The organism is Candidatus Litorirhabdus singularis, from assembly GCF_026262625.1.
GTDB lineage: Bacteria > Pseudomonadota > Gammaproteobacteria > Pseudomonadales > Halieaceae > Litorirhabdus > Litorirhabdus singularis.
Genome location: NZ_SHNN01000002.1, coordinates 967,929 through 985,836 on the forward strand (window position 1 = coordinate 967,929; position 17,908 = coordinate 985,836).

The following is a 17,908-nucleotide window of genomic DNA, read 5'->3' on the forward strand; positions in this document are numbered from 1 at the left end:
CTATTACCCTTCGAGTAACCAGCTTTCCATTTGTTCAGCTTCTGCGCGCAGTTTATCCAAATACTGCAGCTTTAAAACCGCGGTAGCCGAAATTTCATAATCCTCGGCTGCCAATCCGCTAGCAAGCTGACTCATCAACTGCGCCGAGTCGGCACCTATCTCTGTCAAAATATGGTCAAGTACGGGCTCCGGATCTACCAGGCCAGAAACGCTTTCCAGTTTTTCCCGCAAGTCCATTTGTTGTATCAAAAAACCGCCATCGACCTGCCGTGAGCTCAACACATCTCTGTCATACCCCTGCTGAGCCAACATATAGATGGCTCTGCGCAGAGGGTTACGCAAGGTTTCATAGGCTTCATTAACAAAGGCTGAGTACTGCACTGCCAAACGCTGCTCCTGGGGATTACCCGCCGCGTGGCGATCAGGGTGCAGTTGCTTTTGCAGCGCACGGTAGCGCTGGGCGACATTCTGGTCGTCTACCTCGAAACGCACTGGCAGATCGAACAGAGCGAAATATGACTGGGTTAGATCCAAGATTTAAACGGTGAAACTTTCGCCGCAGCCGCACTCGCCAGAGACGTTCGGGTTCTTAAATTCAAATCCCTCGTTGAGGCCTTCCTTTACAAAATCCAGTTCGGTTCCCTCAAGGTAAACCATGCTTTTGGGGTCAACGACCACTTTGACGCCATGGCCCTCGAACACTTCGTCCACCGCTTCGGTCTCATCGACGAATTCAAGCACATAGGCCATCCCGGAACAGCCGGACGTGCGCACACCAACGCGAATGCCTAGCCCACTGCCACGGTTATCGAGATAGCGGCGCACATGATTAGCGGCCGCTTCAGTGATGGTGACCGGTCGCATTAGACTGTCTCGCCACGCTTCTCGCGGAAATTCGCTACAGCGGCCTTAATCGCATCTTCGGCCAGCACTGAGCAGTGTATTTTCACTGGCGGCAGCGCCAACTCCTCAGCAATCTCAGTATTACGAATCTGCTCTGCGTCTTCAATGCGCTTACCCTTGACCCATTCGGTCAGCAGCGAGCTCGAAGCAATAGCTGAGCCGCAGCCATAGGTTTTGAACTTGGCATCTTCAATAACGCCGTCGTCATTAACCTTGATCTGCAAACGCATAACATCGCCACAGGCGGGAGCACCTACCATACCGGTACCTACGCTGTCATCGCTATCATCCATCTTGCCGACGTTACGCGGGTTTTCATAATGGTCTAAAACTTTATCACTGTAAGCCATAAATACTCCTTTTTACCCTAGTGGGCAGCCCATTCAATTGTACTAAGATCAATACCGTCTTTATACATATCCCAAAGTGGCGACAACTCGCGTAGCTTGTCTACCGCCTGCCGCAACTGCGCAGCGGCAAAGTCTACCTGCTCGTTGGTGCTAAAACGCCCGAAGCTGAAGCGCAGCGAACTGTGCGCCAGCTCATCGCTCAAGCCAAGCGCCCGCAGCACGTATGAAGGCTCCAGGCTAGCTGAGGTACACGCTGAACCGCTACTAACAGCCAGATCCTTCAGCGACATGATCAGCGATTCGCCTTCCACAAAGTTAATACTAACGTTGAGTGCACCCGGCAGACGAGCCTCTTCATCGCCATTGATATGCACTTCTTCAATATCGCTAATCGCATCCCAGAAGCGCGCACGCAAACCGCGCAGACGCTCTGCTTCAGCACCCATCTCTGCTTTGGCTATGGCAGCGGCAGCGCCCATGCCTACTATCTGGTGAGTGGCAAGGGTTCCAGAACGCATACCGCGCTCATGACCACCACCATGCATCTGTGCTTCCAAACGAATACGCGGCTTGCGACGAACGTATAAAGCACCCATACCTTTTGGCCCATACATCTTATGCGCCGACATGGAAAATAGGTCAACCTTCATCTGTTCCATATCAACCGGAATCTTACCGGCTGACTGCGCGCCATCGACGTGGAAAACCACACCGCGCTCGCGGGTCACTTCACCGATCCCGGCAATATCATTAATCACACCAATCTCATTGTTGGCATGCATAATACTGACCAGCGTTGTGTCATCGCGCAGAGCGCCTGCCACAGCTTCCGGCGAAATCAAACCGTTGCTATCGGGGTCAAGATAAGTCACCTCAAAGCCTTCACGCTCAAGCTGCCTGCAAGTATCCAGCACCGCCTTATGTTCTATCTTGGAGGTAACGATGTGCTTACCTTTTCGATGATTAAAATGGGCAACGCCTTTTATCGCCAAATTGTCGGATTCAGTCGCGCCGCTAGTCCACACGATTTCGCGTGGGTCAGCATTCAACAACTCGGCAACCTCACGCCGCGCATTCTCGACAGCTTCTTCGGCTTTCCAGCCAAACAGGTGCGAACGTGAAGCGGGGTTACCAAAGTTCCCCTCCATGGTAAGACACTCAGTCATCTTTTCGGCGACGCGCGGGTCAACCGGTGTCGATGCCAAATAATCCAGGTAAATAGGCAACTGCATGTACTACTACTCCTTCGGGTACGAACCGGCTTAGTGACTTACTTCGCGCAGCCGGAGATCATCAATGACTTCTTTACGCTCGTCCTGACGTGCAGATATATTTTGCACCTCGCGTCGCTCTACGAGACTCGACAGACTGATACTCGCTAGAAAGCCATGAATTTGATTGCTGAGATCACACCAGAGGTGATGCGTGAGACAAATTTCACCCTTCTGGCAGTCGGTAGAGCCACCGCAGCCGGTCGCATCTACATTTTCATTCACCGCGTCGACGATTTCGGCCACATATATTTCCTGGCCGGCTCGGCTTAAACGATAACCGCCGCCTGGACCGCGCACACTGGTAACCAATTCACAGCGACGCAACTTGGCAAACAACTGTTCAAGGTAAGACAGGGATATTGCCTGTCTGCCTGAGATATCTGCAAGGCTTACTGGACCGCTGTGCGCGTGAATCGCTAGATCCAGCATCGCTGTCACGGCGTAGCGTCCCTTGGTGGTTAATCGCATGCTCTGAACCTGCACTTCGGATGAGCCAGAATTATGCAATAACCGACTATTTTAATCAACTATTTAACCCAGTAAATTAGTCTGGTATCCGGTTTTCTGCTAGCTGCACAAATATCTTTATACTCTATAACTATCAACCACTTACATGGATTATAAAGAAATTTACTATTTCGCTGTAGAGCTTTTGTGCAGGGATTTCTGGGTTTCTGTCAAAATCCCGCGCAGGATATTGAGTTCCATTTCATCCAGATTCATACGCCCATATAAGCGACGCAGACGCGTCATCAGCTGGCGCGGAGCGACTGGGTCCAGAAACCCAATTTCGATCAGAGTTTGCTCCAAATGCTCGAGATAACGCTCTACATTCTCAGCCGTCGCAAAAGGAGCGTCCCACTCCGACTGCGCGTCACTCGATAAACTGCCCTCCAGAGCCAACATACGCAGTTCATAACAAACCACCTGCACCGCCATCGCAAGATTCAGGCTGGTGTAATCTTCGTGACTGGGGATATGCAAGTGCAGGTTACATATCTGCAGTTCTTCATTAGTCAGACCACGATCTTCGCGTCCAAACACCAGTGCCACCTGCTGTCCGCTATTCCTGCGCTCCAATACTTGCCTGGCGCAGGCACGCGGGTCCAGTGTTGGCCAGGGTATACGACGGCCGCGCGCACTGGTACCGACGATAAAGTGACAATCCGCCACTGCTTCTGCCAACGTTTCAACGACCGTGGCGTTTTCCAGAATATCGGCCGCACCCACTGAGCGCCAAACCGCCTGTTCGTCAGGAAAGCTGCGCGGTGCAACCAGCACCAGCTCACTCTGCCCCATATTCTTCATCGCGCGGGCAACTGCCCCGATATTGCCAGGATGGGTCGTGTTAACCAGCACTACCCTGACCGATTCATTACTCATGTTTATATGCCTGTTTTTGTGCGGCGCGCAGTGTACCAGATCTGCTATAATCGCGCGCCGTCGCCACCAGCAAGGAACACTCCCATGGAGCCAATGACCAACATCGCCCTTAGAGCAGCGCGCAAAGCAGGCGAGTTGATTGCGCGGGCCACCGATAACATTGACCACCTTGAGATTCAGTCCAAGAGTGCCAACGATTACGTGACCGAAATTGATGTCGGCGCCGAGCGCGAAATCATCTACCATCTCAGCAAGGCCTATCCCGATCATGGGTTTCTCGGAGAGGAGAGTGGCGCCAGCGGCAATGCCGACAGTGACTATCAATGGGTCATTGATCCTTTGGATGGCACTACCAACTTTATTCGCGGTATTCCCCACTTTGCCGTTTCTATAGCCTGTAAGTACAAGGGCAAGCTTGAGCATGCGGTGGTGCTGGACCCGATGCTGCGGGAAGAATTCACCGCCAGTCGCGGTCGCGGCGCGCAGTTAAACGGTCGTCGGATTCGAGTCAGCAAGCTGGCAGGATTGGAGAGCGCCCTGCTCGGAACAGGTATCCCGTTCAAGTCACAGCATCAGGAGCACCTACCCGCTTACACCGAAACGCTAGAAGCCCTGGCTGGTCAATGTGCCGGCATTCGCCGCGCTGGTGCCGCCTCGTTGGACCTGGCCTATGTGGCTGCCGGACGGCTCGATGGCTTCTGGGAAATAGGCTTATCCGAGTGGGATATCGCCGCTGGCGCCCTACTGATTACTGAAGCTGGCGGCCTGATAGGCGACTTCAACGGCGGGGCCGGTTTTATGGACAGCGGTAACGTGGTCTGTGGTAACCCAAAGTGTTTCAAGGCCGTACTACAGGTTGTCAAACCCGCACTGGGCAAATAACCGCAGGCGCAAATCGCGCCTGCGCGTCAGCTCGACTTAGACTACACCGCCATCTTCGGAGGAGGCTTCCTTCACCGGCACCATCAGGTCTTCTTTGCTGATGTTGAGCAACATCAGCACATTAGCAGCAACGTAGATAGAAGAATACGTACCGACAACAACACCCACCGTCAGCGCCAACGCAAAACCGTGAATCATCTCGCCACCAAAAATCAGCAATGCAGTAAGCACCAGTAACGTGGTCAAAGACGTGACCAGCGTGCGGCCCAATGTCTCTGTCAAAGAAACGTTAATCGTATGTGCCGCATCGCCCTTACGAATTTTCCGGAAGTTTTCCCGAATACGGTCCGAGACCACAATCGTGTCATTTAGCGAATAACCAATTACCGCCAACAGAGCCGCAAGTACAGTGAGATCAAACTCGATACCGAGGATCGAAAAGAAACCCAGCGTGATCACCACATCGTGCACCAAAGCCGTGACCGCGCCCAGCGCAAACTTCAGCTGAAATCTGAACGCTACGTAGATCATCACCAGGCCCAAAGCCATCAGCATGGCCAGACCACCTTGCTCACGTAATTCATCGCCCACCTGTGGACCCACAAATTCAATACGGCGCAATTCCACTTCACCCGGATACGTCGACTGCAGTAGTGCCAACAGCCGGTTACCATCTTTATCGGAGTAGCCCTGCGGCAAGCGAATCATCACGTCCCGGTCGGAACCAAAACTCACCACCACGGCACCGGCAAAACCCCCTTCGTCGAGGGTGCCGCGAATCTCCGACAGCTGCGCTACATCGCTGTAATGCACTTCAACCAGCGTGCCGCCGGTAAAATCCAGCCCCCAATTCACCTGCTTGATAAACAGTGAGCCCAGCGCGACAGTTATCAGCACCAGCGAAAATACGGCAGCAATACGTCGCTTGCCCATAAAGTCTAGAGTTTTCATTTGCGGCTCCCTCCAATCTGGATCGAATTGAGGGTACGTCCTCCGTAAACCAGATTAACAAGGGCGCGGGTTCCCATAATCGCCGTTAGCATTGAAGTCACAATGCCTATCGACAAGGTCACAGCAAACCCTTTAACGGGCCCGGTCCCTACTGCGTAAAGAATCACCGCTACCAGTAATGTCGTAATATTGGCATCCAATATCGTCACCACGGCGCGTTCAAAACCCGAGTGGATGGCCATCTGCGGCGACAGCCCATTCACCAGTTCTTCCCGTATTCGTGAAAAAATCAGCACGTTAGCATCTACTGCCATACCCACAGTAAGCACAATACCCGCAATACCCGGCAAGGTCAGAGTCGCCCCCAGTATCGACATACAGGCTATCAGCAGCACCAGGTTGGCGCTCAGCGCCACAATGGCTGCAATTCCAAACACCCGGTAATACAGCACCATAAACAGCACCACCAGACTCAGGCCTACCTGCACTGACATAAGCCCCTGGGCAACGTTTTCCGCGCCTAGCGAAGGTCCGACCGTGCGTTCCTCTACAAAATCCATGGGTGCCGCCAGCGCGCCGGCGCGCAGCAACAATGCTAACTCAGAGGCTTCCTGAACGCTGTCCAGCCCGGTAATCTGAAACTGAGCCCCCAGCGCCGACTGAATAGTGGGTGCTGTGATTACGCTTTTTTCGTCATAGGGCGTCTTGATAATAATTTCTTCGCCCTGTTCGTTGATTTCGTAACGGGTGCGGTTTTTACGCTCGATAAACAGCACCCCCATCCGGCGCTTGATGTTGTTACGCGTGGCGCGGTGCATCAGAGCGCCACCCTCACCGTCCAGACTGATATTGACGTTGGGGCGTCCGTTTTGGTCAAAACTGGACTGAGCGTTGGATACCCGCTCTCCGGTAATGACTATTTCACGCTCCAACCACTCACTGGCGCCAGCACGCGAGGCGCTGCGAAACTTGAACTGCTCACGTGATGAGGCACTCGCGTCGCTGGTAGCGACCAGCCTGAACTCAAGATTAGCGGTTTTACCCAGAATACGTTTTGCTTCAGCAGTATCTTGAATACCCGGCAGTTCAACCACAATTCGGTTATTGCCTTGCGGCTGAACTAAAGGCTCCGAGACGCCCAGTTCATTGACGCGATTACGCAGCGTGGTCAAGTTTTGGGTCAGTGCGTAGCTGCCAATTTCCTTACGTGCTGCTTCAGACAGCGTGGCCTTCAAGCCCCATTCCTCGGCCGTACGCTGCACCACCAGTTCCGGGTAAGTTTTACGAATCGCCGCTATCGCATCATCCCGCAGCTGCTCCGCTTTGAACACTCCGTGCATAGCGCCGGTATCATCTTGCTTGAGAATACCGCGCAAGCCTTCTTCACGCAGCAGCTTACGACTGCCCACGAAGAACGTTTCCATGCGCCGCTCAACCGCGCTGTCGATATCAACCTCGAGCTTGAAATGCACACCACCGCTAAGGTCCAGCCCGTATTTCATAGGCTGGGCGCCATAATCACTGAGCCAGGCTGGCGTCGTCTCAGCCAGGTTTAAGGCCACTACATAGCCGTCACCCAGCGCCCGTTTCAGCATCCGCTGAGCGCGTAACTGGTCATCGCGCTGACGCAGACGAATCAGTCCGCTAGCGGCCCGCTCACCGACTTCGGCACCAAAAAATTCAACCCCGCCCTCAGTGAGAGCATCGGTAGCACGTTTGAGCGTGCGCTCATCAATCAGCGTGGCGCTGGACTGACCGCTAATCTGCAAGGCAGGATCGGGCGCGTAAAGGTTAGGCGCCGCGTAAAACAGGCCCAACGCTACTATCATCAATAGCAGCAGGTTCTTCCACAGGGGGTAGCGATTTAGCATAGGGGTCTCAAATCGAAAGTTGCGACATTATAAGGAATTGCAAGGGCACAACAAGGGCACAGCAAGGTCAGCCCAGCCAGACGCGTGCATTGCGGAATAATCGCATCCACGCAGCGTCTTCGGCCCATTCAGCAGGAGCCCAGGAACATTGCACCGTACGGAATACTCGCTCCGGATGCGGCATCATGATAGTGACCCTGCCGTCAGCGCTGGTAACGCCAGTTATACCCCCACTGGAACCATTGGGGTTAGCCGGGTAGGTTTCCGTCACCGCACCCTGATTATCCACATACTGCAGGCTAATCAGGCCAGCGGCGACTGCCGCCTGCCGGGTTGCGTCCGAGGCAAAATCTGCGCGGCCCTCACCGTGAGCAACAGCGATAGGCATCTGCGAACCGCTCATGCCCTGTAAGAGTATCGACGCGCTATCAGGCACTTTAACCAAAGAGTAACGGGCCTCAAATTGTTCAGAAACATTGCGCACAAAACGTGGCCAGAGTTCAGTACCCGGGATCAGTTCCTGTAAAGAAGACATCATCTGACAGCCATTACAGACACCCAGACTAAAACTGTCGGTGCGCTCGAAGAACCCGGTAAAACTATCGCGCAGCTGGTTATTCAGCAAAATACTGCGCGCCCAACCCTGCCCGGCGCCCAATACGTCGCCATAGGAAAAGCCACCACAGGCCACCAGTCCCTTGAAGTCGGCCAGCTCGTACCTGCCGCTGAGCAGGTCAGACATGTGTACATCCACGCTCTCAAAACCGGCTCGATCAAACGCCGCTGCCATTTCTACCTGACCATTCACGCCCTGCTCTCGCAGCACTGCCAGACGCGGCCGCGCACCGGTGGCGATATAAGGTGCGGCAGTATTATCGTTGCAATCAAAGCTCAACGCCGCGCTCAGTCCCGGGTCGGCCTCAATCAACTGAGCGAACTCCTGCTCGGCGCACGCTGGGTTATCACGCAGTCCCTGCAAGCGATAGCTGGTTTCGCTCCACACCCGCTCCAGTTCAATTCGCGGCATATTCAGCAGTCGCTCACTACCGTTGGTCAACACTACCGCTTCACCAGCGGTGACGCTGCCCAGATCATGCAGCTGCCCGGCCAGACCGAGCGTGTCAGCAGCGGCCTTTACCTCTTCCAAAGCCGTTTCGCTGACCTGCAGCACCATACCGGCTTCCTCATTGAACAAGGCCGCCAGAGTCTCGCCGCCAAGGCCGGCAATATCCACCTGCCAACCACAGTGTCCAGCAAACGCCATTTCCAGCAGGGTAATAAGCAAGCCACCATCGGAGCGATCGTGATACGCCAGCAATCGCTGTTGCTGCAGCAGTTGTTGTACCAGCTCAAAGGCCGACTTCAGCAGCAGTGGTTGCTCTACGTCCGGCGCTTGATTGCCGATCTGGCTGTAAACCTGAGCCAATGCTGAACCGCCCAGGCGCTGCTGTCCGCCGCTAATATCTATCAGCAGCAGTCGGCTCGGGCCGCTACTGGTGCGCAATTGTGGTGTCACCGCCTTGCGCACGTCAGTAACCGGGCTAAATGCGGATACAATCAATGACACCGGCGCGGTCACTGCCTTATCGGTGCCCTCATCTTGCCAACTGGTGCGCATGGACATAGAGTCCTTACCCACCGGTATCGTCAAACCCAAAGCCGGGCAGAACTCCATTCCCACGGCTCGCACCGTGTCATACAAGGTCTCATCTTCCCGGCCATAGCCTGCGGCGCACATCCAGTTGGCCGACAGTTTAACGTCCGAGAGTTGCCTGATAGGTGCCGCAGCGATATTGGTAATCGCCTCAGCTACCGCCATACGGCCAGAAGCAGGGCCGTCGATCAGTGCCAAAGGCGTGCGCTCGCCCATGGCCATGGCTTCACCCAGTGTTGAATCATAGGAAACGGTGGTAATAGCGCAATCCGCGACCGGAACCTGCCAGGGGCCAACCATCTGGTCGCGACTGACCATTCCTGTCACGCTGCGATCACCAATGGTTATGAGGAATTTCTTGCTGGCCACGCTGGGCAGGCGTAGCACTCGATGCAAGGCATCATCCAAAGTCACTGACTGCAATTGCAGCGGCGCTTGATCCACAGTCTGGCGCGTCACCTGGCGATACATATGCGGCGCTTTACCAAATAGCACCGACATCGGTAAGTCGATGGGCGAGTCACCAAAGCTGGCATCGGTCAACTCCAGGTGCATCTCATCAGTTGCCTCACCGACGACAGCAAAAGGACAGCGCTCGCGCTCGCAGATAGCGCTGAACAGGGCCAGATGCTCAGGCTCGACCGCCATCACATACCGCTCCTGAGACTCATTACACCAGATTTCCAATGGCGACATACCCGGCTCATCATTGGGTACGTTGCGCAGTTCAAAGCGGCCGCCGCGACCACCATCCTTCACCAACTCGGGAAAGGCATTTGACAGCCCGCCAGCGCCTACATCGTGAATAAAGGCGATAGGGTTGTCTGCTCCCAGTTGCCAGCAACGGTCTATCACTTCCTGACACCGACGCTCAATTTCGGGGTTTTGGCGCTGTACCGAAGCAAAATCAAGCGCCTCGGCACTGTCGCCGCTGGCCATGGACGATGCCGCGCCACCACCAAGTCCGATCAACATGGCTGGTCCGCCCAATACGATCAATTGCGCACCGGCGGCAAAATCACCTTTCTCAACGTGCTCAGCACGGATATTACCGTAGCCCCCAGCAATCATAATGGGCTTGTGGTAACCACGCACTTCGCTGCCGGCAACGCCGTCTGCCTGCATTTCAAAACTACGAAAGTAACCGCACAGATTGGGCCGCCCAAACTCATTGTTGAAGGCCGCGCCACCAATCGGTCCTTCGAGCATGATATCCAGCGCCGATACAATCCGCTGCGGTTTGCCATAGGCCTGCTCCCAAGGCTGCTCCGCGCCTGGAATATTCAGGTTAGACACCGAAAAACCGCTCAGCCCCACCTTCGGTTTGGAACCTCTGCCGACTGCCCCTTCATCGCGAATCTCCCCCCCGGAGCCGGTACCGGCACCGGGGTGCGGCGCAATAGCGGTCGGATGGTTATGGGTTTCCACCTTCATCAGCAGGTGAATATCCTCGTCGCTGTAGCCATAGCTGCCCGAGGCGGGGTCTGGGTAAAAACGCCCCGCCCGGCTGCCCACAATAACGGCGGCGTTGTCCGAATAGGCCGAGAGCACGTCTTCGCCACCGACCGCATGGGTATTACGGATCATCTTGAACAGAGAATGCTCCTGCTCTACGCCATCAATAGTCCAACTGGCGTTGAATATCTTGTGCCGGCAATGCTCCGAGTTAGCCTGAGCAAACATCATCAGCTCGATATCGTTGGGATTACGCGCCATGTCGATAAAAGCCTGATACAGGTAATCCACTTCATCATCGGCCAATGCGAGCCCCAGCCTTGTATTGGCTTCCACCAGCGCGTCGCGTCCGCCGCCCAGCACATCAACACTTTGCAGCGGTCGCGGTGAGTCATGATGAAACAGGCTTGCTGCCGCAGCTGGCGAGGACAGCACCTGCTCAGTCATACGATCATAAAGCTGCGTTTGTAAGCTGTCTGCAACACCGCTTGCGGCTTGCACATACCACGCAGTACCGCGTTCAATGCGCAACACGCTGTCTAGCCCGCAGTTGTGCGCGATATCGGTAGCCTTACTGGACCAGGGCGAAATGGTGCCATCGCGAGGAGCCACCAGCACCAGCTCTCCGGGTCCACTTAATTCACCGTTATCAAAGTGACCGCCCAGCAACTGTTGCAGCGAGGTTCGCTCCGAGTTGCTCAAATCACGAGCAACCTCAACGAAAAAAACATGATCGCAGCTTAGCGCGTCCACCGAAGTGCCGTTCGCATCACATTGTTGCTGCAGTTTGGTCAGTCTAAAATCCGACAGAGCGGAAGCACCGCGCAGGATGAGCATACCGGAATGGGCCTCTGGACAGGGGGGTTTAAAAACCGCGACATTGTACTGTATTTAGCCGCGACAGGTTAGCGCAGGAGGCAAATTATTGGGTTTTGTCAGCGCGCGGGCGCAACGCTAGAATAGGGTCATGCCCCGCCTACCCCTACAGCTCTCATTTTGGCTTTGCCTGCTCCTCATCAGCGGCTGTGAAAACGGCGATAGCCTGGCTATGATCCTTGAAAAAGGCGAGATCAGCATTGCCACTCGCAACGCACCCACTACATTTTACCAAGTGCAAGACGAGGCCGCGGGCTTTGAATTCGTGCTCGCCTCACTGTTTGCTGAAGAACTGGGGGTGAACGCACGCTTTATCCAGCTGCACAATAAGGCCGACGTGGTGGAGAGTCTGCAGCGTGGTCAAGCCGATATGGCGGCCGCGGGAATGGCGCGAACGGCAGAGCGCGCGAGTCTGTTCGACGCAACCAACTCCTATGGCGAGTTACACCTGCAGATTGTGTATCTGGCAGGGACCAAGCGTCCCCGACAGATTAGCGACCTGGCGCAGGGACGCCTGGTTATTAGTAATAGTCAGCGTCATATCGATACCGTGACTTTTTTGCGCTCCCTGCAACCGGCGCTGGAATGGCGCCAGATAGACACCGAAGACAGTGCCGAACTTTTGGAGATGGTGACAGACAGGGAAGCTGACTTTGCGCTCATCGACTCGAATGAGTTTAAGGTTAACCGCAGCTTTTACCCGCGCATGCGGGTCGCCATGGAGCTGGATCGGGTCGATGAACTGGCTTGGCTCATGCCCGATGCTCGCGATAACACCCGCCTGCTCAACCGCGCCAACCAGTTTCTGGCCCGCGTCAGTGCAGACGGCACGCTGGAGCGACTCAAGGAGGAACACTTTTCAAGGGCCTGGAACAACAACCCGGTAGGATCTCAGACATTTAATCGCATGGTACGCACCAAGCTGCCTCGCTACGAAACCCTGATTCGAGAGGTGGCCAAGGAATACCAATTGGACTGGCACCTGTTAGCGGCAATTGCCTATCAGGAATCACATTGGAATCCGCGCGCACGGTCACCAACCGGGGTCAGGGGTATGATGATGCTGACCCGCTCCACCGCCAAAGAGCTGGGTATAGTCGACCGACTGGACGTGACCGAGAGCCTGCGCGGCGGTGCCCGCTACTACAAGCTACTCAAACGTCGGCTACCCGAGGATATTCTGGAGCCGGATCGCACCTGGTTTACGCTGGCCGCTTACAATATCGGCCGCGGACACCTGGAAGACGCCCGGGTGATTACGCAGCGCCAGGGCGGCGATCCTCACTTCTGGAAAGACGTGTCTCAGTACCTGCCGCTGCTACAAAAGAGCGCCTACTACAGCAAGGCCCGCTATGGCTACGCCCGAGGCTCAGAGCCCGTCACCTACGTCAAGAATATTCGCCATTACCACAGTATATTGGCCTGGCGCGACATCAATCAGAATCAACCGGCACCGCCTGTGAACAGCATCGAACTGCTGCCGCCTATCTTACGCGAGACCGGCCTCTTCGCTCTCTAACGGCGGCGCCGGAAGAAATTTCGCAGGCGCTGACTACTGGCCTCAGCCAGCAAACCACCACGCCAGGTAATACCGTGATTGTAAAAGGCTTCATCCAACAGTTGCAGCTGACTACAAACCGCACCGGCGCGCGGCTCGGTAGCAGCGAACACCAACTGCTCCACCCTGGCGTGAACCAGAGAGCCGACGCACATTGTGCAGGGTTCCAGCGTCACATAGAGAATACTATTGGGGACCCGATAATTATTCCTGGCCGCTGCTGCCGCCCGCAGTGCGACGACTTCAGCGTGCGCGGTGGGGTCGGCCGCCGAAATAACCTGATTCCACCCCTCTCCAACACACTCTCCGTCCTGCACTAAAACAGCACCAACCGGCACTTCGCCTGCATCGGCAGCGAGGTCGGCCAAGGCCAGCGCGCGCAGCATCCACTGCTCATCTGCTTCTGTAAAGTCGTTGCTGTCTACTTCCATGGCATGGCTAATCACTTCAATGAGCTTGGGATGTCTGGGCTGGGTATGATTGTAACTAGCAACTGCTGCAGGTTCCCACAATAACCGATGCTGCTACTGCTCTGCTGCGGAGTTTAACATTCGCTGCCACGTTCGGCACCGCCCAACACAAGAGCGCACAACAACCCGCTCTTTACCTGACCACACAAGTCAGCTAGCTTGCAGATAAACTTATGAATATGAGGCGAGGCAGCTTTTGATGTCAGAATTTTGCAGCAGGTACGGTCCTTGGGCACTGATTGCCGGAGGCGCACAGGGTATTGGCGAGGCCTACTCGCGCTACGCCGCCGGTCAGGGACTAAACGTCATAGTGTTAGATTTCGACGCCACTGCCTTAGCCCGCATCGAAAGCGAGTTGACCAACGAGTTTGACGTCGAATGCCTGCCCGTTGAAATCGACCTGGGCTCCGCCTCGATGCTTGCCAACGTCATTAGCGCCGTCGCTGAACGCGAGGTAGGGCTGCTGGTATACAACGCCGGTCTAGCCGACGTAGGACCGTTCTTCAAAACCGACACCGGACTGGACTTTGAGCTACAGCGCATCGCGGTAAACGTCACTGGCCCGCTGGTTTTGACCCACCACTTTGCGGCCCCTATGCTGGCCCGAAAACGCGGCGGCATTATTCTTATGTCATCCGGTGCCGGCTTGAAAGGTGCGCCCTACTACGCTCATTACTCAGCCACCAAGGCCTACGATATAGCGCTAGCTGAAGCACTCTGGGGAGAGTTCAAACCTTATCAGGTAGACGTACTGGCAGTGGCTGCGGGCATGACTTTGTCGACCGCTGCCAAGGGTTACCAACATCTGGATACCTCAGGTTTTCAGACTCCGCAAGAGTTGGTAAAGGAGGCCATGGAGGCCATCGGCAAGCAACCGCTGCTGGTGGCGGGACAACAACATCGTGCCGGTCACGAGAAAATGAAAAAGGTACCCGATGAACAATTGATTGGGTACCTGGCCAAGCATGCGATCGACAATTTCATGGACGGCAAGCCGCCCAAACAGGCTATCTAACAAGCCTCAGATCAGCTCAGACCGAGAATGCGGCGGTTGGCTTGCTCGTCGGACTCGCCGCCAGCAAAGTCGTCGAAGGCTTTATCGGTGGTGCGTATGATATGCCGATTTATAAATTCAACGCCCTCTCTGGCGCCATCCTCGGGGTGCTTCAAACAACACTCCCATTCCAGCACCGCCCACCCCTCAAAGTCGTACCTGGCAAACTGGCTAAAAATACCACTGAAATTCACCTGCCCATCGCCCAGTGAACGAAAGCGCCCAGGACGTTCTTTCCAGTCTTGATACCCACCATACACACCGCTACGTCCATTGGGGTTAAACTCCGCGTCCTTGACGTGGAACATCTTGATACGCTCATGATAGATATCAATAAACTGTATGTAGTCCAGTTGCTGCAACATGAAGTGGCTGGGGTCATACAGAATATGGCAGCGCGGGTGATTACCCGTGGCTTCTAAAAAGCGCTCAAAAGTCACCCCGTCGTGCAGGTCCTCGCCCGGATGGATCTCGTAGCAGAGGTCGACACCGGCGGCGTCAAACGCTTCCAGAATCGGTAGCCAGCGCGCTGCCAGTTCGGCAAAACCGGTTTCTACCAGACCCTGCGGTCGCTGCGGCCATGGATACATGGTGTGCCACAACAGGGCACCTGAGAACGTTGCGTGCTGTGTCAGCCCCAGATTGTGACTGGCCTGCGCGGCCCACTTTAATTGCTCTACAGCCCAAGCCTGACGTGCGTCCGGGTTGCCACGGCATGCCTCGGGAGCAAAACCATCAAACTGTTCATCATAGGCAGGATGCACGGCGACTAACTGGCCCTGTAAATGGGTCGATAGCTCGCTAATTTCCACTCCATTACCACGGCACACGGCATGTAATTCAGCGCAGTATTCCTTGCTCTTGGCTGCCTGCTCCAGGTCAATCAAACTACTTTCCCAGGTGGGTATCTGCACCCCTTTGTAACCTAGCTCGCCCGCCCAGCGCGTAATATTATCCAGACTATTAAACGGCGCCTCCGCGGCGACAAACTGCGCGAGAAAAATGGCCGGTCCCTTCATTTTAGACATGGTCTGTCTCCGTAGCGGTAGGTTGTAGTTCAGGCATATCGTGCCACTTAATTTCACTGGCGCTTGCGGCAACAGCCAGTTCGATAAACGCCATGCCCCGAACCGCTTCCTCGATACCGGGGCAGTCTGCGGCGCGCTCACTGGCCTCCAGACCCTGCTGCCGGGCACGCACCTGCTCTGCAAAGGCCAAATAGAGGTTAGCGAAGGCTTCCAGGTATCCTTCGGGGTGCCCCATCGGGACACGCGTGTTGGCGGCTGCCGCGACGCCCAGATAGTCGGCCCCGGTGCGCAGCATTTCGGTGGGGCGATCACTCCACTTTAGCCATAGCGTATTGGGCTGCAAATGTTCCCATTCAAGCCCACCCTTGTTGCCGTAGACCCGAAGGCGCAGGGCATTCTCCTCGCCCACACTGACCTGGCTTGCCGCGAGAGTCCCGCGGGCACCATTGTCGAAACGCAACAACATGGCGCCGTCATCGTCCAACTGTCGGCCCGCCACGAAACTGGTCAGGTCGGAACACACTTGCGCTATCTTGAGGCCTGAAACGTACTCGACCAGATTCGCTGCGTGCACTCCAATATCGCCCATGCAACCGCTGATTCCCGCCTGCTGCGGATCCAACCGCCACGTCGCCTGCTTGTTACCCTGTGCTTCCTCGGCATACGCCAGCCAGCCCTGCGTATACTCCACCGTAACCTTGCGGATTACGCCCAGTTCACCCGCAGCGATTCTGGCACGCGCCTCTTTGATAAGTGGGTAGCCGGTGTAAGGATGCGTCAAACCGTACAGCAGGCCAGTCTCCTTGACGATTTCCTGCAACCGCAGCGCTTGCTGCAAGTCCAGTGTCGCCGGCTTGTCGGAAAGCACATGAAAACCAGACTCCAAAGCCGCCTCGGCAATGGGAAAGTGAAGATGATTGGGTGTGACAATAACGACAAACTGCATTCGCTGAGAGGCCGGTAGCGCAGCCTCCAACCGCATCATGTCAGCGTAATCGGAGTAAACCCGGTCAGCTGCAAGATGCAGGGCGGCGCCAGAGCGTTGTGATCGACTCTCATCAGCACTGAAGGCGCCGCAGACCAGCTCAATCTCACCATCGATAGCCGCAGCCATGCGGTGCACCGCACCGATAAAGGCTCCCTCGCCCCCGCCAACCATTCCCATCCTGACTTTTGCCACTCTAATGCTCCTTACACGTTATACGGAAGTGCCGCGCGCCAAGGTTACACGGCTAAAGCGGGGGGTCAAACTATGCAACCGCCGATGGCGCGTGTAGCGCCTACACTAACCAGCTTGCAGCAACGCCGCGAGCTCTGCCGATAACTGCGGCTGCGGCCTATCAGTCAAAGTCTGCGCTCGTTGCTCCGCCATCTCTGCCGTCATCTCCGGATGCGTGGATACCCAAAAATTGCCGCTGGCAATCTGCGGCAATATTAACTGCGCTGCTTCGTTGGCGCTGATGCCACTGTGCGTGAGCATCGCTTTCATCTGCTCGCGGTGAAGTTCACTGATAGGGTCAGCGCCGCCTTCGGCGTCGATAAATATTCGGGTCGCGACCGGACCGGGTAAAATCACTGACACTTCTATAGGTGCCTGCTTCAGCTCCATTTCCAGGCGCAAACATTCACTGAAAGCCAGCACTGCGTGTTTACTCATGATATAGGCGGTTTGCACCGGCATAATACCCAAACCACCCACTGAGGAAGTGTTGGCAATGAACGCAGGCTTACCCGCAGCAATCATGCGTGGAGCGAACGCTCGAACACCGTGCACAACCCCGTTAATGTTGATTCCAAGAGCTTTATCCCAGGTTGCCGCCGGAATCTCCCAGCTAAAACCCAGCGTCTCGATACCAGCGTTATTGACTAGTAGTCGCACTTCGCCAAACGCATCATAAGCAGCATCAGCGAGTGCATCCAAAGCCTCTGGCTTACTCACATCAGTCTCCACTGCCAGCGCCCTACCGCCGTTCGCTTCAATAGTCCCAGCCAGTTCATCAATGCGCTGCTTGGAAATATCTGCCAGAACCACCGACATATCCAGCTCAGCGGCCTGCAGCGCTAACGCTTCACCGATACCGGAAGCAGCGCCCGTAATGACTGCCACTCCACCGCGTAACCTGTCCAATTGTTCAGTCATATTACTCTCCACTATTGAAAATTTTTCCCGCTACGTCAACGACTGCCGCGTGGCAAATC

At 55.5% G+C, this 17,908-nt stretch carries 16 protein-coding genes; 3 read left to right on the forward strand and 13 right to left on the reverse strand.

Annotated elements, in window-relative coordinates; all coding sequences use genetic code 11:
• Positions 1-3: 3 nt before the first annotated feature.
• From hscB to EYC98_RS12905, 6 genes are all read right to left on the reverse strand, one after another.
• The gene (hscB, locus tag EYC98_RS12880) at positions 4-534 is read right to left on the reverse strand and encodes a Fe-S protein assembly co-chaperone HscB (RefSeq protein WP_279245747.1); all 531 of its coding nucleotides are present in this window, start codon (positions 532-534) and stop codon (positions 4-6) included.
• A 3-nt stretch (positions 535-537) separates the two neighbouring features.
• Complete coding sequence (iscA, locus tag EYC98_RS12885; RefSeq protein ID WP_279245748.1) at positions 538-864, reverse strand: iron-sulfur cluster assembly protein IscA; 327 nt, start codon at positions 862-864, stop codon at positions 538-540.
• Positions 864-1,253: a Fe-S cluster assembly scaffold IscU gene (iscU, locus tag EYC98_RS12890; RefSeq protein ID WP_279245749.1), complete on the reverse strand. Its 390-nt coding sequence runs from the start codon at positions 1,251-1,253 to the stop codon at positions 864-866. The genes iscA and iscU overlap by 1 nt, the downstream gene beginning before the upstream one ends.
• A gap of 17 nt (positions 1,254-1,270) precedes the next feature.
• Positions 1,271-2,485, reverse strand: coding sequence for an IscS subfamily cysteine desulfurase (locus EYC98_RS12895; protein WP_279245750.1), 1,215 nt, complete (start codon positions 2,483-2,485; stop codon positions 1,271-1,273).
• A gap of 30 nt (positions 2,486-2,515) precedes the next feature.
• Complete coding sequence (iscR, locus tag EYC98_RS12900; RefSeq protein WP_279245751.1) at positions 2,516-2,995, reverse strand: Fe-S cluster assembly transcriptional regulator IscR; 480 nt, start codon at positions 2,993-2,995, stop codon at positions 2,516-2,518.
• A gap of 165 nt (positions 2,996-3,160) precedes the next feature.
• Positions 3,161-3,910 carry an RNA methyltransferase gene (locus EYC98_RS12905; protein WP_279245752.1) on the reverse strand — a complete coding sequence of 250 codons (750 nt, stop codon included), beginning with the start codon at positions 3,908-3,910 and terminating at the stop codon, positions 3,161-3,163.
• 84 nt (positions 3,911-3,994) lie between these two features.
• Between EYC98_RS12905 and EYC98_RS12910 the strand changes: the two genes are divergently transcribed.
• Entirely contained in the window at positions 3,995-4,792 is a 798-nt protein-coding gene (locus EYC98_RS12910) for an inositol monophosphatase family protein (RefSeq protein WP_279245753.1), read from the forward strand.
• 36 nt (positions 4,793-4,828) lie between these two features.
• Here EYC98_RS12910 and secF read toward each other — a convergent pair whose 3' ends face one another.
• The 3 genes from secF to purL form a co-directional block, all read right to left on the reverse strand.
• A complete protein-coding gene (gene secF, locus EYC98_RS12915; RefSeq protein ID WP_279245754.1) occupies positions 4,829-5,743 on the reverse strand; it encodes a protein translocase subunit SecF in 915 nt (304 codons plus the stop codon).
• Entirely contained in the window at positions 5,740-7,614 is a 1,875-nt protein-coding gene (secD, locus tag EYC98_RS12920; RefSeq protein ID WP_279245755.1) for a protein translocase subunit SecD, read from the reverse strand. The genes secF and secD overlap by 4 nt, the downstream gene beginning before the upstream one ends.
• Positions 7,615-7,681: 67 nt before the next feature.
• Positions 7,682-11,560: a phosphoribosylformylglycinamidine synthase gene (gene purL / locus EYC98_RS12925; protein ID WP_279245756.1), complete on the reverse strand. Its 3,879-nt coding sequence runs from the start codon at positions 11,558-11,560 to the stop codon at positions 7,682-7,684.
• Positions 11,561-11,690: 130 nt separating this feature from the next.
• Here purL and mltF point away from each other — a divergent pair, with 130 nt between their 5' ends.
• Entirely contained in the window at positions 11,691-13,118 is a 1,428-nt protein-coding gene (gene mltF / locus EYC98_RS12930) for a membrane-bound lytic murein transglycosylase MltF (RefSeq protein WP_279245757.1), read from the forward strand.
• Here the strand turns inward: mltF and tadA are convergent.
• Entirely contained in the window at positions 13,115-13,588 is a 474-nt protein-coding gene (tadA, locus tag EYC98_RS12935) for a tRNA adenosine(34) deaminase TadA (RefSeq protein WP_279245758.1), read from the reverse strand. The two genes, mltF and tadA, sit on opposite strands and share 4 nt — an antisense overlap.
• 238 nt (positions 13,589-13,826) lie before the next feature.
• On the opposite strand from tadA, the gene EYC98_RS12940 reads away from it, so the two are divergent.
• A complete protein-coding gene (locus EYC98_RS12940) occupies positions 13,827-14,642 on the forward strand; it encodes an SDR family NAD(P)-dependent oxidoreductase (protein WP_279245759.1) in 816 nt (271 codons plus the stop codon).
• An 11-nt stretch (positions 14,643-14,653) separates the two neighbouring features.
• Here the strand turns inward: EYC98_RS12940 and EYC98_RS12945 are convergent, their stop codons facing one another.
• From EYC98_RS12945 to EYC98_RS12955, 3 genes are all read right to left on the reverse strand, one after another.
• Positions 14,654-15,709 (reverse strand): sugar phosphate isomerase/epimerase family protein, encoded by a 1,056-nt coding sequence (locus EYC98_RS12945; protein ID WP_279245760.1) that lies wholly within the window; start codon positions 15,707-15,709, stop codon positions 14,654-14,656.
• The gene (locus tag EYC98_RS12950; RefSeq protein WP_279245761.1) at positions 15,702-16,889 is read right to left on the reverse strand and encodes a Gfo/Idh/MocA family protein; all 1,188 of its coding nucleotides are present in this window, start codon (positions 16,887-16,889) and stop codon (positions 15,702-15,704) included. Before EYC98_RS12950 ends, EYC98_RS12945 begins: the two co-directional genes overlap by 8 nt.
• Positions 16,890-16,994: 105 nt before the next feature.
• The gene (locus tag EYC98_RS12955) at positions 16,995-17,849 is read right to left on the reverse strand and encodes an SDR family NAD(P)-dependent oxidoreductase (protein ID WP_279245762.1); all 855 of its coding nucleotides are present in this window, start codon (positions 17,847-17,849) and stop codon (positions 16,995-16,997) included.
• Between the last annotated feature and the right edge of the window lie 59 nt (positions 17,850-17,908).

Excerpts from the sequence above, each read along its gene's own strand:
- iscU (WP_279245749.1), bottom strand. The coding sequence starts at position 1,253 with ATGGCTTACAGTGATAAAGTTTTAGACCATTATGAAAACCCGCGTAAC.
- EYC98_RS12955 (WP_279245762.1), bottom strand. The coding sequence starts at position 17,849 with ATGACTGAACAATTGGACAGGTTACGCGGTGGAGTGGCAGTCATTACG.
- EYC98_RS12905 (WP_279245752.1), bottom strand. The coding sequence starts at position 3,910 with ATGAGTAATGAATCGGTCAGGGTAGTGCTGGTTAACACGACCCATCCT.
- EYC98_RS12940 (WP_279245759.1), top strand. The coding sequence starts at position 13,827 with ATGTCAGAATTTTGCAGCAGGTACGGTCCTTGGGCACTGATTGCCGGA.
- iscA (WP_279245748.1), bottom strand. The coding sequence starts at position 864 with ATGCGACCGGTCACCATCACTGAAGCGGCCGCTAATCATGTGCGCCGC.
- mltF (WP_279245757.1), top strand. The coding sequence starts at position 11,691 with ATGCCCCGCCTACCCCTACAGCTCTCATTTTGGCTTTGCCTGCTCCTC.
- secD (WP_279245755.1), bottom strand. The coding sequence starts at position 7,614 with ATGCTAAATCGCTACCCCCTGTGGAAGAACCTGCTGCTATTGATGATA.
- secF (WP_279245754.1), bottom strand. The coding sequence starts at position 5,743 with ATGAAAACTCTAGACTTTATGGGCAAGCGACGTATTGCTGCCGTATTT.
- tadA (WP_279245758.1), bottom strand. The coding sequence starts at position 13,588 with ATGGAAGTAGACAGCAACGACTTTACAGAAGCAGATGAGCAGTGGATG.
- EYC98_RS12910 (WP_279245753.1), top strand. The coding sequence starts at position 3,995 with ATGGAGCCAATGACCAACATCGCCCTTAGAGCAGCGCGCAAAGCAGGC.
- EYC98_RS12945 (WP_279245760.1), bottom strand. The coding sequence starts at position 15,709 with ATGTCTAAAATGAAGGGACCGGCCATTTTTCTCGCGCAGTTTGTCGCC.
- iscR (WP_279245751.1), bottom strand. The coding sequence starts at position 2,995 with ATGCGATTAACCACCAAGGGACGCTACGCCGTGACAGCGATGCTGGAT.
- purL (WP_279245756.1), bottom strand. The coding sequence starts at position 11,560 with ATGCTCATCCTGCGCGGTGCTTCCGCTCTGTCGGATTTTAGACTGACC.
- EYC98_RS12895 (WP_279245750.1), bottom strand. The coding sequence starts at position 2,485 with ATGCAGTTGCCTATTTACCTGGATTATTTGGCATCGACACCGGTTGAC.